Origin of the sequence: Shewanella fodinae (assembly GCF_014651955.1) — a bacterium.
In the GTDB taxonomy this organism is placed as follows: Bacteria; Pseudomonadota; Gammaproteobacteria; order Enterobacterales; family Shewanellaceae; genus Shewanella; species Shewanella fodinae.
In genome coordinates this window covers 22184-38643 of sequence record NZ_BMXW01000017.1, presented here as the reverse complement: position 1 = coordinate 38643, position 16460 = coordinate 22184, and the positions used below count along the sequence as shown (strand labels likewise).

At 49.8% G+C, this 16460-nt stretch carries 15 protein-coding genes; 9 read left to right on the top strand and 6 right to left on the bottom strand.

Going from position 1 to position 16460, the window contains the following annotated elements; genetic code table 11:
- The first annotated feature begins 1 nt into the window (after position 1).
- Positions 2–541: a DUF3016 domain-containing protein gene (locus IE064_RS14135; RefSeq protein ID WP_189618320.1), complete on the top strand. Its 540-nt coding sequence runs from the start codon at positions 2–4 to the stop codon at positions 539–541.
- A gap of 3 nt (positions 542–544) precedes the next feature.
- Here the strand turns inward: IE064_RS14135 and IE064_RS14130 are convergent, their stop codons facing one another.
- Positions 545–2281, bottom strand: coding sequence for a GGDEF domain-containing protein (locus tag IE064_RS14130; RefSeq protein WP_189618319.1), 1737 nt, complete (start codon positions 2279–2281; stop codon positions 545–547).
- 101 nt (positions 2282–2382) lie between these two features.
- On the bottom strand, positions 2383–2697 hold the full coding sequence (locus tag IE064_RS14125) for a prephenate dehydrogenase (protein ID WP_133037370.1): 315 nt from the start codon (positions 2695–2697) through the stop codon (positions 2383–2385).
- Positions 2698–2742: 45 nt separating this feature from the next.
- Here IE064_RS14125 and IE064_RS14120 point away from each other — a divergent pair, with 45 nt between their 5' ends.
- Positions 2743–3663 carry a TraB/GumN family protein gene (locus IE064_RS14120; protein WP_189618318.1) on the top strand — a complete coding sequence of 307 codons (921 nt, stop codon included), beginning with the start codon at positions 2743–2745 and terminating at the stop codon, positions 3661–3663.
- Here the strand turns inward: IE064_RS14120 and IE064_RS14115 are convergent.
- Positions 3622–4389: a methyltransferase domain-containing protein gene (locus tag IE064_RS14115; protein ID WP_189618379.1), complete on the bottom strand. Its 768-nt coding sequence runs from the start codon at positions 4387–4389 to the stop codon at positions 3622–3624. The two genes, IE064_RS14120 and IE064_RS14115, sit on opposite strands and share 42 nt — an antisense overlap.
- 183 nt (positions 4390–4572) lie before the next feature.
- Here IE064_RS14115 and IE064_RS14110 point away from each other — a divergent pair, with 183 nt between their 5' ends.
- The 5 genes from IE064_RS14110 (at position 4573) to IE064_RS14090 (ending at position 12146) form a co-directional block, all read left to right on the top strand.
- Entirely contained in the window at positions 4573–5409 is an 837-nt protein-coding gene (locus tag IE064_RS14110) for a MaoC family dehydratase (RefSeq protein ID WP_133037520.1), read from the top strand.
- A 133-nt stretch (positions 5410–5542) separates the two neighbouring features.
- Positions 5543–7249: a formate--tetrahydrofolate ligase gene (locus tag IE064_RS14105; RefSeq protein WP_189618317.1), complete on the top strand. Its 1707-nt coding sequence runs from the start codon at positions 5543–5545 to the stop codon at positions 7247–7249.
- 218 nt (positions 7250–7467) lie between these two features.
- Entirely contained in the window at positions 7468–8610 is a 1143-nt protein-coding gene (locus tag IE064_RS14100; protein WP_229800062.1) for an efflux RND transporter periplasmic adaptor subunit, read from the top strand.
- Between the two features lie 2 nt (positions 8611–8612).
- Positions 8613–11738: an efflux RND transporter permease subunit gene (locus IE064_RS14095; protein ID WP_189618316.1), complete on the top strand. Its 3126-nt coding sequence runs from the start codon at positions 8613–8615 to the stop codon at positions 11736–11738.
- A 78-nt stretch (positions 11739–11816) separates the two neighbouring features.
- Positions 11817–12146 (top strand): hypothetical protein, encoded by a 330-nt coding sequence (locus tag IE064_RS14090; RefSeq protein WP_133037366.1) that lies wholly within the window; start codon positions 11817–11819, stop codon positions 12144–12146.
- Here the strand turns inward: IE064_RS14090 and IE064_RS18240 are convergent, their stop codons facing one another.
- On the bottom strand, positions 12147–12272 hold the full coding sequence (locus tag IE064_RS18240) for a hypothetical protein (RefSeq protein WP_268244771.1): 126 nt from the start codon (positions 12270–12272) through the stop codon (positions 12147–12149). It abuts the gene before it with no gap.
- A gap of 287 nt (positions 12273–12559) precedes the next feature.
- On the opposite strand from IE064_RS18240, the gene IE064_RS14085 reads away from it, so the two are divergent.
- Both IE064_RS14085 and rraB read left to right on the top strand, forming a co-directional pair.
- On the top strand, positions 12560–13303 hold the full coding sequence (locus tag IE064_RS14085; RefSeq protein ID WP_189618315.1) for a 1-acylglycerol-3-phosphate O-acyltransferase: 744 nt from the start codon (positions 12560–12562) through the stop codon (positions 13301–13303).
- A 32-nt stretch (positions 13304–13335) separates the two neighbouring features.
- Positions 13336–13749 carry a ribonuclease E inhibitor RraB gene (gene rraB, locus IE064_RS14080; RefSeq protein ID WP_189618314.1) on the top strand — a complete coding sequence of 138 codons (414 nt, stop codon included), beginning with the start codon at positions 13336–13338 and terminating at the stop codon, positions 13747–13749.
- Positions 13750–13826: 77 nt separating this feature from the next.
- Here the strand turns inward: rraB and degS are convergent, their stop codons facing one another.
- Positions 13827–14900, bottom strand: a complete 1074-nt coding sequence (degS, locus tag IE064_RS14075; RefSeq protein ID WP_189618375.1) for an outer membrane-stress sensor serine endopeptidase DegS — start codon at positions 14898–14900, stop codon at positions 13827–13829.
- A 152-nt stretch (positions 14901–15052) separates the two neighbouring features.
- Entirely contained in the window at positions 15053–16408 is a 1356-nt protein-coding gene (degQ, locus tag IE064_RS14070) for a Do family serine endopeptidase DegQ (RefSeq protein WP_189618313.1), read from the bottom strand.
- Positions 16409–16460 lie beyond the last annotated feature (52 nt).

The window sequence follows — 16460 nt, the reverse complement described above, 5'->3', positions numbered from 1 at the left end:
GATGAAAATTGGCTATCTGTTTTTCGCCAGCGTACTGAGCATTATGAGCGCTGGTTGTGCTGTGGCTACCGAAGATGCCGCCGCGGCTAATCCAGTAACGACCTCTGGTAAAGTCAAGATTGAGTGGCAAACTCCAAATAAGTATACCGATATTCGTACTGCAACAGAGGTACAAAAACGCTATGAGCAGCGGATGTTTGAAGAGCTCACTAAAGCGCTCGATAAGGCGTCTGCAAAGGCTTTGAAAGGTAAGGAGAAACTGGAGTTAGTGGTGACAGATGTGGACTTAGCGGGCGATTTACGGCCAACCTTTGGTCAGGCATCAACCAGTGATATCCGCATCGTCAAAGACATTTATCCGCCACGGATTAACTTCTCTTATCGGGTTCTGGATGGTGATCAGGTGATAATGGTCGGGTCCGAAAAATTGCGGGATATGCGCTTTATGGATCGCATCAGCAATATTGATAATTCCAGTTTCAGGTATGAAAAAGCCCTATTAAGCGATTGGTTTGAGAATACCGTTGCCCCAAAACTGTAATTTTCAGGCGATCTGTTCTTGTGGGATCTGTAGCAGGCAAAATCCACTTTCTGTGAGTTTTGCCTGTTTTTTTGCCTGAGCACATAGATGTGACAGCTGTTCCTCACTCGCGGCTTTGGTAAGCTGTGGCGGAATAATCCCAACACTCAGGCTCATTAGCGGCTGGATACACAGCTCATGTTGACGGTTTCGCGCCAGAAATTTCTGTTCTGTCCAATGCTGTTCGGTAAAGAAACGCCGCTTGAGCACTTCAAACTCGGCTAGGATCTGGCGGCAGTGTTCTACCATGACCGTATCGGCAGCAATCATCACAAAATCGTCACCACCAACATGACCAATGAAGTGCCGGCGCCCGTGAAATCTTAATAGCTCCGCGACACAGCGGATCACCTCATCACCTTTGGCAAAGCCGTAAACGTCGTTGTAGGCCTTGAAGTTGGTGAGATCCAGATATGCTAAATAAAACGGCTGTTGTTGTTGCCCCAGTCGTAACAATTCCTGTTGAATCGGCACATTCCCCGGCAGATCCGTGAGTGGGTTGGCATGGCGGGCGGTCTGGATCCGCTGCTCAGTAATTCTTTGCAGCAAATCTCGGGTGTGTCCCAGTCCACGGAACTTTCCCTGCTGCAAAATGATGAATTGTTGCGCCACATATTGGTTGTTATCGGATGTCAGTTGTTGGCTGACGGAGGATAAAGGTTCACAGCCCTCGACCATCAGCACGCCGCCATCCATGATTTCCGTGACCGGATGGTTTTCATGTAGTGCTCGGCCATAGGGGGTGGAGAACAGCTCCAACAAGCTCTGGCGATACACCAATCCTAATGGGAAATCGTATTCAATAATGGCGACTGCTTGTAAGGCTGGTCGCTCTAGAAACAAATGGCTAAGGCTTTTTAGTCGCGTGGTAGGTGGCAGCGAAATTGCCTCTTGGCACAGGCAATCGGCCGTTTCGTTATAGCGTGGTTGCGGTTGTTGGCGAAATGACCGAAACCAAGTGTGTGGTTTGGGGGATGGGCGCGGTTGTGGCTTACCCAGCAGAAATCCCTGACACAACTGAATACCTAAACGTTGTAACACCGCCAGTTCTGCCTCGGTTTCAATACCTTCAGCGATCACTTGACAGGTAAGACTCTGGCATAAGGTAACAATGGAACGTACAAATTCCTGTTTTACCGGAAACTGATCAATACGGTCGATAAAATGACGGTCAATTTTAACGTAATCGGGGGCTAGTTCTGACCATAGGCGTAAACCAGAATAACCGGCACCGAGATCATCCAGCGCCACTTGAAATCCCTGATGGCGGTAATAGTCGAGGCAGCTTTTTAATAGATCAATATCCTCAGCTGGATATTGCTCGGACAGTTCAATGACAATCGATGAAGGCGGTAGCCCCAGTTGCTGTGCCAGTCGCAACGTGTGGCCTTTGGGATGACGCGGATCGAGCAACGCCATCGGGCTGATGTTGATGAATAATTTTCCCGGCAGTTGCTGTTGTTGAAACTGCTGCACTGCTAGGGTGCGGCACAGTGTTTCTAGCTCAGAGAGTCGCCCCTGCTGTTCTGCTGCGCGGAACAGATGTATCGGGGAATAGAGCGGGCTTTGTTCAGGCCCGCGGCTCAGCGCTTCAAAACCGTACATGCGGTTTGCGTCAATGTTGACGATTGGCTGAAAATGTATCGCAATATCTGCCTGCTGGATTATCTGTTCCAGCAGTACCTCGTGCTCGGGAGTCATCTGCCTGTACCGCGTTCAACTGAACCGGGGCAGCAGCATATGAATTTTCAGTGACAAACAGATGACAGTGAAACCGCGCTTGCCTGTTCTGTGATCGAGCGCTACTGACGGCCCTGTTCTTTGAAGCGTGCCAGTGTCTGCAGCAAAATTGCCAGTTGTTTCACTAAGTGTTCCAGTTGCTGCTGTGACGGTGCTTTATCTTCTTCCAACTCTGCAACCATTTCAGCCAGTTCCTGCACATAGGGCAAGAAGCGGTTACTGGATGTTGTAAACCCCTGATCATCTGTGAAGATTTTGGCAAACTTGGCGTGGCCTTGCTGCTGTAGCTGGTCAAGACTGTTATCTGCATCCACTGCTTGTCGATAAGCCGTCTGCAAATTGGTCTTGAGTTGCGCTATGACCTTGGTATATGGCATAACGAGAGTCCTATAACGAATTTGTGAAAATTATAAGGAAGCGCAATGGCATCAACAAGCCGTTGGAAGAAATTGCTGGGGGCACTTGCCCTGGTTTTGAGCAATGTTGCCATTGCTGCACCATCGATAACGCCTTTGTTTTTTCAGGTGGATTATCAGGGAAAAACCGCATGGGTGTTGGGGTCCTTTCATGTTGGTAAAGCAGATTTTTACCCGTTGCCGACGCAAATTGATCAGGCATTCAAGCACGCTTCTGCGCTGGTGTTAGAAGCAGACGTGCAAGATCCCCAAATGTCGTTGTGGGTGCAACAGTATGGCATGCACCCGCTAAAAGCGGACATCGAAACGCAGAAAATGCTGGATGATTACTGTCAGCCGTTGGCCATTTGCCAACAGTTGGCGCAGTTTTCGCCCTGGTTGCAGTCAGTGCAGATCAGCATGTTACGACTTGCCAGCATGGGATTGTCACCGCAGTTTGGCGTAGAGCAGCAGCTGTTGAACTTAAAAGGTAACAAGCCCTTGTTGCAATTGGAAACGGCCAAAGGACAGTTACAGATGCTAGCAGCATTTGATGAAACAACTCAGTGGGCTATGGTACGCGACAGTATTCAGGCACCCGCGACTGATATTCAGGCATTAGTGACGGCTTGGCAGCGAGGCGATCGGCACACCATCGCCAAACTCACGCAGGAGCAATTGCAGGCGCAAGGTGGGGGGGTGATGCTTGATAAAATGTTGTGGCAGCGCAATCGCCAGATGGCGCAGCGGCTGCAGCAACTGTTACAGCAGCAACCCAAACCGCTATTTGTGGCGGTTGGCAGCGCCCACCTCGCCGGAGCACACAACTTGCTTGATTATCTGCAGCAAGCTGGTGCTCAAGTCCGCAATTGTTGGCAAACTTCGTGTGATATCAGCACTGATGGATCAGCGTTTTTGCCCGAGAAAATGAATATAACGCCCCAGTGACAGATAGGGTTCGCGGCGCGAGTATTCTAGTTCAACGGCAATGAGCTGGCGCTCATCATAATTATCAGGTAGGCGTTTGTTCATGTAATCATGGATTACTCGAACGCCGGAAGCACAAAGCAGGGTGACCGACCAGTCATCGAACCATTGGCGAACCGTTGGGATCTCTAACGGATGCTCTGGACTTAAGCGGTTTTTCTTTTTTGATTTAAGCCCGTTTTTTACGTAATCGAAGTTACCGGCAGTTAGCGCATGAAACCGCATCGCTTCTTTGTTGTAGAACATTAGGGAAAAAAGCCCGCCGGGATGTAACAACGTCAGCAGTTGTGCCAGCGTCTCTCTGGCATCGACCAACCACTCGGCCACCGCATGACACAAAATGAGATCAAATTGTCCGTGTTCGACAATGTGCAGTTGCTGTATCGGGGCATGGACTAAGGTGATATCCACCGCTTCTGGCTCAGCGTCAATCAGCTGCTGGGCTTGCTGCAACATGGTTTCAGAGATGTCGCAAAGCACCACCTGATGGCCAAGCCGTGCGAGTTTAAGACTGAAATAACCAAAACCACCGCCAGCATCCAGCACTCGTAATGGGCGGTTGCCAAGCAAGGGTAACTGCTCTTGCAAATCGCGCCAGAGTACGGCCATACGGATGTCACCTTTGGTGGTGCCATAAATATTATGGGCAAACTTTTGCGCCAATTTGTCGAAATTCTTGTCCTGCACGGCGGAATAACTTAGGGTGTGGAAAGCGCTTAGTGTCTCATATTCATAGTCGATTAGCACAGTGTCAGCAGGTAATAGCGCAAATTCGGACTAAGACCTGAGACAAACTATGGTTATAATGTTCGCTTCAATCAATAGGAGTGGTAACCGTTGGTGATGGAATCCTGTTTGGAATTGCGGGCTATGCCCTCGTTGTTTTCCTTGTATCGCAAGATTTTTTTCGGGCGTAAGCCTGGCTGGGACCAGCAACCTTTGCCGCATCTTCAGGTAAGCGCTAGACAAGTACCACTGTCTGCGGTGAAAGTGGCTGAATACGCTGATGTCTGTGGCTTTGCTTTTGATGGCAGAGTATTGCCACCCACTTATCTGTATGTCGCAGCGTTTCGACTGCATGCCACCATTTTTACCCATGAAGCCATTACCTTTCCGCTGTTAGGTCTGATCCACCTGCGTAACCAGATCCGCTGTTACCGCAGTGTTGCTGTCGATGAGCTGCTAGATATTGACTGTGCCGTGGGTGAGAGCCGGGAAACCGACTCCGGGCTGGAGTTTGAGTTATTGTCCAAAGTGTATAGTGGTGATGAATTGGTGTGGGATGCCGTATCAACCTATCTGTACCGCATGGACAAACCAGGTCGCCGAGCCAGACCTCCCAAAGGTACTGATATGGACTGGCAGGAGCCTGTCTTTTGGGAATTAGGCGAAGATCTAGGCCGCCGCTATGCCAGAGCATCAGGCGATTATAATCTGATCCATTTGCATCCGCTGTTGTCCAAGCGTTTTGGTTTTGACCGGGTATTGGTACATGGTATGTGGTCTAAGGCGCGCTGTGTGGCGGAACTCATGCCGCAAATTGGTCAGCGGCCGTTTGCGATTGATGTCGCGTTTAAGTTGCCCCTGTTTATGCCTGCTTGTGTCAGTTTTAATGCGGAAACTTCTGCTGACGGTATCTTGTTTGAGCTTCGGGATCAAAAAGGCCGTCGGCCACATTTAGTGGGCCACGTCGTCTTCTTGGATTAAGGCTCTGGTCAATGGCTTTTTTGATACGGATTCAGTGTTTACGCTTTGAAACAGCGCGCGACTGTTGTCTGGGTGGCGATTGCTCTAGTATGCATGCTCAATAATAAAACCCGCCTCAGAGCAGGACTTCTACATGCTGTCAGATATTGAAATTTCCCGTCAAACCCCACGGCGGCCTATTGCTGAAGTCGCCCAATCATTGGGATTAGCCGCCGATGAATATCACACCGTAGGTGACGCCAAAGCGAAAGTACAACTACAGGTTTTACCACGCTTGGCATCGAACCCTTGTGGTAAGTTTATTGTCGTCACTGCAGTTAATCCAACGCCCCATGGTGAGGGCAAAACCGTCACCAGTATTGGCCTTGCTCAGGCATTACATGCCCTCAACAAACGTGTATGTGCTTGCTTGCGTCAGCCAAGTATGGGGCCGGTATTTGGCGTGAAAGGTGGTGCTGCTGGTGGCGGTTACGCGCAAGTGGTGCCGATGGAAGAGCTTAACCTACATCTGACCGGTGATATTCATGCCGTCACCAGTGCCCACAATTTGGCGGCTGCGGCTTTGGACGCAAGATTACACCATGAAATCCGGCTTGGCGCAGAAGCGTTTTGGCAGCAAAGTGGCTTGCGACCGCTGAATATTGACCCTGAGCGATTACTGTGGTCGCGAGTGATGGATCATAACGACCGAGCGCTGCGGCAGGTAACTGTCGGCCAGGGTCGCAATAACGGCCCGGAACACAGTTCCTCTTTTACCATCACGGCCGCCTCTGAACTGATGGCGGTGTTGGCACTTAGCCGTGATTTGCAGGATATGCGTCAACGTATCGGCAAGCTGTTACTGGCCTTTGACAAGGACGGGCAACCGATAACGGCAGAAAAACTAGGCGTTGCTGGTGCCATGACGGCTATCATGCGTCAGGCGATTGAGCCGACGCTCATGCAAACCCTTAACGGCGCACCATGCCTGATCCACGCAGGGCCATTTGCCAATATTGCCCACGGCAATTCGTCGATTATTGCCGATGAGATAGCCCTGAAACTGGCTGACTATGTTGTCACTGAAGGTGGTTTCGGTTCTGATATGGGCTTTGAAAAATTCTGCAATATCAAGGTGCGCGCTTCTGGTCATGCGCCAGACTGTGCTGTCTTAGTGGTAACCCTTCGGGCGTTGAAAAGCCATGCGCCTAAACCACCAGAGGATATTGGTGCCGTTGATCTCTTAGCCTTACAACAGGGGTTTGCGAATCTGGTGTGGCATCTCAATAATGTCCGACGCTATGGGCTTCCTGTGGTGGTGGCCATTAATCGCTTTCCGCAGGATACCGAACAGGAACTGGCTTGGCTGCAGCAAGCCGCTATTGCCGCCGGTGCGGCAGATTGCGTGGTCAGTGAGGCTTTTAGTCACGGGGCGGCTGGCGCATTAGGGCTGGCGCAAGCGGTGTTGCGGACTCTGCAGCAACCTGCGGCATTTCAGCCGCTGTATCACCCAGAAGCAGGTTTGCGGGCCAGTTTAGCAACATTGGCAGAGCTGGGGTATGGCGCTGCTGGTGTCTCTTTGTCCACCCAAGCACAGCAGCAGTTGCTGGAGATCCAGCAACTCGGCGCAGACCAATTACCTGTGTGTATCGCTAAAACGCCGATGTCCATCAGCCACGATCCTTCTTTAAAAGGAGTCCCTCACGACTTTGTTATCCCTATTAATGAGTTAAAACTCAATGCCGGTGCCGGCTTTGTCACGGCCTTGGCTGGCAATGTGATGACAATGCCGGGACTCGGTGTCACGCCTGGATACCTGCACATTGATATTGATGCAGAGGGTAATATCTGCGGTCTCTAGAAAGTGTTGAGCCGTGCTACGACTCTAGGCAATACGCCTTGATCTTAATCAAGGATATTACTGCGATTGGCCCTGAAAAGGGCCAGGTTATCAGTGCATTCACACTTTGAAATAATTAATGCCAGTAATTTACGTTTTTTCCTGTCATCGGCGCTTGGCGATAAAACACACTTGCTTTATCGTGCTGGCTGTATCTGTGTATTCCAAGAATTCATCTCATGATAAAAACAATAACACTACTGTCCGCAGCCTTGTTGCTGACGGGCATACTGACCGCCTGCCAGGAACAGCATAAACCTGAACAAATTGAAACTACAGTCGGAGTCGTCAAGGTAACGCAGCAGGTGCTGCCACTAACGATTATGTTGCAAGGGCGAACGGTGGCGTCTATGAGTGCGGAAGTCCGGCCGCAAGTAAATGGGATTATCCAACAGCGGCTATTTTCTGAAGGCGCTAAAGTGAAGGCGGGGGATGTACTCTATCAGATAGATGCGGCCTCCTATGAAGCGACTTATGCGAAAGCGGATGCTGATTTACGTACCGCTCAGGCAACGCTGGAAGCGGCCAGACTGAAAGATCAGCGCTATCAGGCATTATTGCAGGATAAGAGTATCTCTCACCAAGATGCAGAAGATGCCCATGCGGCCTTTGTGGAGGCCGATGCCCGAGTCGCTGGCTATCAGGCGGCATTAAAAAGTGCCCGAATTGATTTGCAACGTACCCAAATTACTGCACCCATCAGCGGTTATGTCGGCATCTCGAATGTTACGCCCGGGGCTCTAGTCAGTGCCGCTCAGAGCTCGGCATTGACCACCATCAATACACTCGACCCCATGAATGTTGACCTGAATGAATCCAGTAAGGATTTGTTGGAACTGCGTAAAATGCTGTCCCGCGCCGGCGTGGTCAAGGGGAGTGCCGATGTCAGTTTAATTCTTGAAGATGGTTCCACATACCCACACAAGGGGCAACTGAAAGTCCGTGAGGTCTCGGTCGATCGCTCTACTGGTTCGGTGGTGTTACGGGCACAGTTTGCTAATCCTGATGATGTGTTACTGCCGGGAATGTTTGTCCGCGCTAAACTGGAAGTCGCTATTGATCAGCATGGCATCAAGGTGCCACAGCAGGGGATTTCAAGGGATAATCAAGGGCATGCCTATGCCTTGGTGGTAGCTAAGGATGGCAAGATAGCGAAGAAGATGGTAACCACTGAGCAGGCCATAGGTGACCAGTGGGTAATATCTTCGGGGTTAGCTGCTGGTGATATGCTGGTGGTGGAAGGGGCAAATAAAGTCAGGATTGGTCAGACCGTTAAAAGCGAAGTTGTCGCACTTGCGCAAACTAGCAAGGAAGGACGCTGATTATGCTGGCGCGTTTTTTTATTGATCGTCCGGTCTTTGCCTGGGTTATTGCCATCATCATCATGCTGACAGGGGTCTTTGCTATTGTGTCGTTGCCCATTGCACAATACCCAGACGTAGCGCCTCCGACGATTAACATCTCTGCCAGTTACACCGGTGCTGATGCTCAGACGGTAGAAAACAGCGTTACTCAGGTGTTGGAGCAACAGCTCACCGGGATTGATGGATTACTGTATTTCTCTTCATCTTCCAGTTCTGGTCGGGCGCAGATTTCGGTGGTCTTTGAGCAGGGCACTGATCCAGATACTGCCCAGGTGCAGGTGCAAAATAAGGTGCAACAGGTGACTTCGCGCTTGCCTACGGCAGTGCAGTCGCAGGGGGTCACAGTTACTAAATCCCAAACCGACTTTCTGATGGTGTTTTCCTTATATGACACCACCGATAAGGCTAGCTCTTATGATGTTGCCGATTTTCTTGCATCCAACATGCAGGATCCTATCGCTCGCCTTGAAGGGGTAGGGGATGTGCGAGTGTTTGGTGCCCAGCATGCGATGCGGATCTGGCTAGATCCGGCCAAGTTAGCTGCCTATGAGTTAATTCCTGCCGATATTACCAGCGCGTTGAAGGTTCAGAATGCCCAAGTGGCGGCTGGGAGCATTGGCGAGCTGCCGACGGTTGATGGGCAGGAACTCAATGCCACAGTGACTGCGCAATCAATGTTGCAAACCCCAGAACAGTTTCGCGAGATCATTGTTAAACATAACGACAATGGTGCCGACGTGAAACTCAAGGACGTTGCCAGAGTGGAACTGGGTAGCGAGAGCTACAGTTTCCAGCCGCGGCTTAATGGTCATCCCGCTTCGGGCATGGCAATTAACTTAGCACCTGGCGCCAATGCACTGACCACCTCCAATCTGGTGAAAGGTACCATCGCCCGCATGGCCAGTACCTTCCCAGAGGGTTATCAGGTTGCCTATCCTCGAGACAGTACGGATTTTATTCAAGAGTCTATTAAGGAAGTCGTTAAGACGCTGTTTGAGGCCATCTTGTTGGTGGTGTTGGTGATGTGGATTTTCTTGCAGAACTGGCGTGCCACATTGATCCCGGCCATTGCAGTCCCTGTGGTGTTACTGGGCACTTTTGGCGTGCTGAAGGCATTTGGTTATTCCATCAATACCCTGACAATGTTTGGGATGGTACTGTCGATTGGGCTGCTGGTGGATGATGCCATTGTCGTGGTTGAGAACGTTGAACGTCTGATGCGTGAAGAGAAGATGTCGCCGCGTGCTGCTACCATTAAGTCGATGCATGAGATCAGTTCAGCGTTGGTGGGGATTGCTGTGGTATTGTCGGCGGTGTTTCTGCCGATGGCATTCTTTGGCGGTTCTACTGGGGTCATTTATCGGCAGTTTTCCATTACCATCGTGTCATCAATGATCCTGTCCGTGCTGGTTGCTTTGACATTGAGTCCAACCCTCTGCGCCAGTCTGCTGAAACCTATGGATCACGAACGTGAACCGCGAGGCTTGTTTATCTGGTTCAACCGCAACTTTGAGCGTCTCAGTGCTAGTTACGGCGGCGGTGTCGCGCGAGTTCTGCGGCGACCGCTGCGCTGGATGATGGTTTATGGTCTTATCATTGCTGCACTTGCGGGGATCTTGTCACATTTGCCGGGAGGTTTTTTACCGGACGAGGACCAGGGCATTCTGATGGTGCAGTACAATCTGCCAACCGGCGCTTCGGTTAAACGTACACGCGCCGTTGCTAAGCAGATCCAACACTATTTTATGACTGAGGAAAACGCTAACCTCAAGACTATTTTTACCATTTCTGGTTTTAGCTTCGGTGGTAGTGGGCAGAATGCCGGCATGGCGTTTATTGCCTTAAAAAACTGGGATCAACGTCCTGGTGCCCACAACAGTGCTAAGGCTATTGCAGAGCGTGCCAGCCGTTATTTTGCGACTATCCGTGATGCCAGGGTCTTTGCCATGTCGCCATCACCCGTGCGTGGCCTCGGGCGGAGTAGTGGTTTTTCCTATCAGCTGTTGGCGGCCGTTGGAACTGATCGTGAACAGTTGACTCAGTATAAAGAGGCGTTGTTGACAGCCGCCAGACAGGATCCATTCCTGTCATCTATCCGTGAAGGCAGTCTTAGCGATACCCCAGAACTGAAAGTACATATTGATTCCGCCAAGGCTGCTACATTGGGGCTGAATCTAGCAGACGTTAATAATACGCTCAGTACTGCTTGGGCCGGTAGTTACATCAATGACTTCATTGATAAAAACCGAGTGAAGAAGGTGTATGTTCAGGGCGATGCGCCTTATCGCTCTCAGCCGGATGACTTGCGTTACTGGTATGTGCGAGGTACTGACAGCAACGGCAAAGTGGCGATGACGCCGTTTTCAGCCTTCAGTGATGTTACTTGGGGTGCTGGACCACAAAGTCTCAACCGTTTTAATGGCTATGCCTCCTATGAAATTCAAGGGGCTGCTAACGGTATCAGTTCCGGTGAGGCGATGCATGAGATTGTGCGTCTGGCTGAAGCTCTGCCAAGTGGTGCTACTACCTATGCTTGGAGTGGTTTGTCCTATCAGGAACAACTTTCCGGTGGGCAGTCTACCTTGCTTTATAGCATCTCCATTCTGGTGGTATTTCTGTGTCTGGCTGCGTTGTATGAGAGTTGGACTGTTCCTTTGTCGGTGATTATGGTGATCCCGTTAGGGGTTATAGGTGCGGCGCTAGCGGCCATGTTGCGCGGACTGGAAAATGATATCTACTTTCAGGTGGCGCTGCTGACGACGATAGGTTTGTCATCTAAAAACGCCATTTTGATCGTCGAATTTGCTGAAGCTGCTTACGAGCGCGGCAAAACGGCGTTAGATGCCGCGATGGAAGGCGCTAAGCTCAGGCTACGGCCAATTTTGATGACATCCATGGCATTTATTTTCGGTACGTTGCCACTGGCAGTGTCAACCGGCGCTGGCGCAGCTAGCCGTATGTCAATCGGTACCGGGATCGTCGGTGGCACATTGACCGCAACGGTGTTGGCAATATTCCTCGTACCGCTGTTTTTCGTGTTGGTTCGTAAACTGTTTCCTGCCCGCAGACCGGTACATGATGACTAATGTGTGTTTGGCATAATTAACCAATCACGGCGCATTTCTGTTAGAATGCGCCGTTTTTTATTGATTTTAGAGTAGCAGATGATCTGTCCGAATTGTGGCAAGGCCATAAAAGTTGAAGCAATTACCCAACAGCGGGGCAGCGGTTTTTCAGCGCAGATCCAGTGTCCACATTGCCTGGTTTGGCTAGGGCGCACGCCCTGGTTGCTAAAAGTGAAAATGGTGAGTTTTTACTTGCTGCTCTTGTCCGGGGGGATGCTTTGGCTATGGCCGGAAACTCGTCATCTGGGGATCCCGCTGGCGATTCTGATATTGATCACGTTGTTGATGTCACATCTGATGGATCAACTGAAAGTTATTGAGCGGCCACCTAGAAAGGATGACGGCGAGCAGCGCCAGAAATACCGCTGATCAGTTAACAACCCGTTCCTGAGATTCCAGAGAGTGTTCCACGTAATAGATGCCACCGAATACTACGCCAAAAAACAAGATGGCGAATAGGATGATCCCTATGTTATTGCGGATAAAAGCTAGCATATTCCATTCCTCTGCATACTGAAGTTGTCTTTGAGTCTATTGCTTGCGGCTTAAGATCAACTTAACCACCACTTAACGTTGATAACCGTTGTTTAATGCTACTCGGGAACACCAACTGGACGATATAAACCGAACTTACTTATCTTCGTTTACCATACGCTGCCATCACCAAATGCCGCAATCATTATTTAGATGATGCTGAATAATTAACACTATGCTTTCCTTATCGCCGTGCGTTGTGAGTTGTTAGTGGTATACTGGCGCACTTTCCTGTGAGGAGCAAAATAGTGCTGTTAGTGTTCAGAAGCATAGTACTGGCGTTACTGCTGGTATTGCTGTTCTGTTTTAGTATTGTATTGTGTCTGTTGCGGCCCATGCATAAAGATAATGTTTATGTATTGGCGCGTTGTTTTGCCGCAGTTACCCCCTTGCTAGGGCTGCGGGTGATCATCCGTAACCTTGCACGCAATCAGTGTCAGCCCTGTATTTTCCTCGCTAATCATCAAAATAATTTTGATCTGTTTACCTTATCAAAGGTAGTGCCTACGGGAACCGTGTCGCTGGGCAAAAAGAGTCTGTTGTGGATCCCCTTGTTCGGTATTATTTACTGGTTGTCAGGCAACATTCTGATCGATCGTAACAACCGTTCTCGAGCGGTTGCTACGTTGAGTAAAGTGGCCCGTAAAATTAAACAGAATAGGCTATCATTGTGGGTCTTCCCAGAAGGCACACGCAGTCGAGGCCGAGGGTTATTGCCCTTTAAAATGGGCGCATTCCACACAGCGATAGCAACCGGTGTCCCTGTGGTACCTATTATTGCGTCTTGCCAGAGTCATATCCGCCTTAACCGACGTAACAATGGAGTGGTGATTATTGAATTACTTGAGCCCATCGCCACTGACAATGTTGCACCGAGTCAGCTTCGTGACTTTGCTGCGGCAATCCACCAAAAGATGGCCGCTAAACTGGAACAGTTAAACCTTGAAGCGGCGCAACTGATGGCTGCGCCATCACATCGTCCTGAAGTATAATCAGCGCTAATGCCTCAACTGGAGATTAATAAATGAGTGTTCAACAACAACTGCAGGCTCAGCAGCAGGAAAATCGCGATATTGTAGAGTCACTGCTGAACGATGGTTCTGATGCCGATGCTGAATACACCATTGAGCATCATTTTTCTTCCAGTGATTTTGATCGCCTGGAGAAAGCCGCTGTCGATGCGTTCAAATTGGGCTTTGAAGTAAATGATGCCGAAGAAGTGGAACTAGATGATGGTAGTGTGCTGTTTTGCTTCGATGCTATTGCCTATCACGCATTGGATGTGGCATTGCTGGATAAAGCCTGCGAGCAACTATTACAGTTAGCCAGCAAACATAAGGTTGACTATGATGGCTGGGGCACCTACTTCATGGGTGATGACGAAGATATAGAAGAAGATGAAGATCTTAATGATGAAGAGTCTAGCTGGCGTCATTAAGTCTTGCTAAACAGATATAAAAACACCGGGTTCATCCCGGTGTTTTGTTATGGGCGGCGACGGCTAACGGTAATTTCTCAGTTGTAGCGTACCGGTTTTTCACCCATCACGACTGGGATATCCAGTGTTTTACCGTCGCGGATAATCTGCACGTCTACCTTGGTTCCCGGTTTGGTTTCAGCAATGCGGTCCATCAACATATCCACTCCGGTAACATCTTCATGCTGATATTTGATGATGACGTCACGAGGTCGCAGTCCTGCGCGGAATGCGGGGCCGCCTGAGTCTAGGCTGGTAATAAATATGCCTTTCAAATCCGGCAGATTGAGGATTTGCGCTATCACTTGATTTACGGGCTCGCCGGAAATACCTAACGCCCCACGAATTACCCGACCATCTTTGATCAGTTTTCCCATCACTTTGTATGCCAGTTCGATAGGGATGGCAAAGTTGATACCGTGCCCGGCTTTATCATCATTGGTCAACTGATAGGCCGCAGTATTAATGCCGATAAGACTGCCTGTAGTATCGATCAGCGCACCGCCCGAGTTGCCGGCATTAATTGCAGCATCTGTTTGCAGAAAATCTAAGTAGCGACTGCTCAAACCGCTGCGCCCAGTAGCACTGATAATACCTTGGGTGATGGTTTGCCCTAAGTTGTAGGGGTTGCCAATCGCCAGCACCACATCACCAACCCGAGGAGCGTGCTTCAGATTAACTGGTACTACCGGTAGGTTATCGCCCTCAATTTTAAGCACCGCAAGGTCAGTTTCTGGATCAAGTCCCACCACATCGGCACTGAATTTACGGCCATCTTGCAGTGCTACGACAATTTCATCGGCTTTATTAATCACATGATAATTAGTGATTATGTAGCCCTGTTTACTCATTATCACCCCAGAGCCGAGCCCTTGCAGTTTGCTAGAGTTAAGCGGTTGCTCTTGGTTGATACTGAGACTGTAGATATTGACGACTGCCGGTGCAGCTTTGCGTACCGCAGAAGAAAATGATAACTCGTTACCGCTGTTAAATTGCAGTAGACCACCATTGGGATCTGCAACAAAGCGGGTAAATACAATAAACACGGCGGCCATTACCAAGCCAAAGGCAACGGCTTTCGCGAGGTAAATCAGCGAGGATCTGAGCATTATTAGTGGCTATCCGTGTTCGAGTTGAGTGAAAAAAGTTGAGCTAGATTAGCATGTTTTATACGGCATCGCTCGTTGAAAAATGGCAGATGTAGTAATGGATGTGTTTGTAAAAAAGGAGCCGCTATTGCGGCTCCCTGGTCATCGATATGACACTATCCGCGCAATACTAGATACAGCAGACCGTTACCACGACGGATTTTCAGGGCTACGCCACCTTCTTGATCCTTGAGCGCTTCTTTTAGCTGTTTCAGGTTATCAATACGTGAGCGATTTACCCCTATGATCAGATCATCTTTTTGCAGACCACTCATGGCAGCAGGAGAGCCTTGAGCAATTGCGGTGATGGCAACCCCTTTATCACTATTTTCCAGTGTTGCTCCTGCCAGCATTGGATGTACATCACCCGCTGACGCTTCTTTCATCTCACCCGCATCACCCAAAGTCACCTTAACGGTTTTTTGATCACCATCGCGGATAATCCCCAACTCAACTTTGGTGCCTGCTCCCATGGTGCCTATTTTGGCCCGCAATTCTTGGAAGGTTTTCACCGGACGTCCATCCAAACTGACAATAACATCGCCCGCTTTGATGCCGGCTTTAGCGGCAGGACTGTCGGCAACAACTTCATTAACAAAGCCACCGTGCTGTGATTTCAGACCAAAACCTTCAGCAAGCTTGCTGTCCAAATCACGTCCCATGACCCCAAGTACCCCACGGCGCACTTCGCCATGTTCGATAATTTGATTCACTAGGTTGTGTACCATATTGGCTGGGATCGCAAAACCAATACCCACGTTGCCACCGTTTGGACCAACAATCGCGGTGTTGATGCCAATCAGTTCGCCTTTGAGGTTAACCAATGCACCACCGGAGTTACCACTGTTAATGGCGGCATCGGTTTGAATGAAGTTTTCCAGCATCTCGATGCCTAGGCCGCTGCGACCAAGGGCGCTGACAATACCTGATGTCACGGTTTGCCCAAGACCAAAAGGGTTACCAATGGCGACGGCAAAATCACCGACCCGCAAAGAATCAGAGTCTGCCGCTTTTATGGCGGTCAGATTGTCAGCCTTGATCTGCAACAGCGCGACATCTGACTCTTTATCTGTGCCCAACAATTTGGCGGTCACTTCGCGGCCATCATGCAGACCTACTTTGATTTCATCGGCACCATCGACAACATGGTTATTGGTGACAATGTAACCTTTGTCCGCATCAATAATTACCCCCGAACCCAGTCCGCGGAAAGGCTGTTCCTGCACTTGCTCCTGAGGGGCATTAGGACCAAAAAAGTAGCGGAAAATATCGGGTACGCGCTGCCGTGACACATGGGTGCCCGATACAGCAACTGATACTACGGCTGGTGTCACTTTTTCCAACATTGGGGCAAGACTAGGAACATTCTGCCCGTCTACTGCCTGTGGAATGGAAGCTTGTGACACTACAGGGTTTAACATCAGGCTAGCCCCTAACAGGGCCGCGGAAATCAGTGATAACTTGGTCTTCATCTATGTATTGCTCCTCATCCGGACTCATTCAGATGTTCTGTTCTGCCAGGTG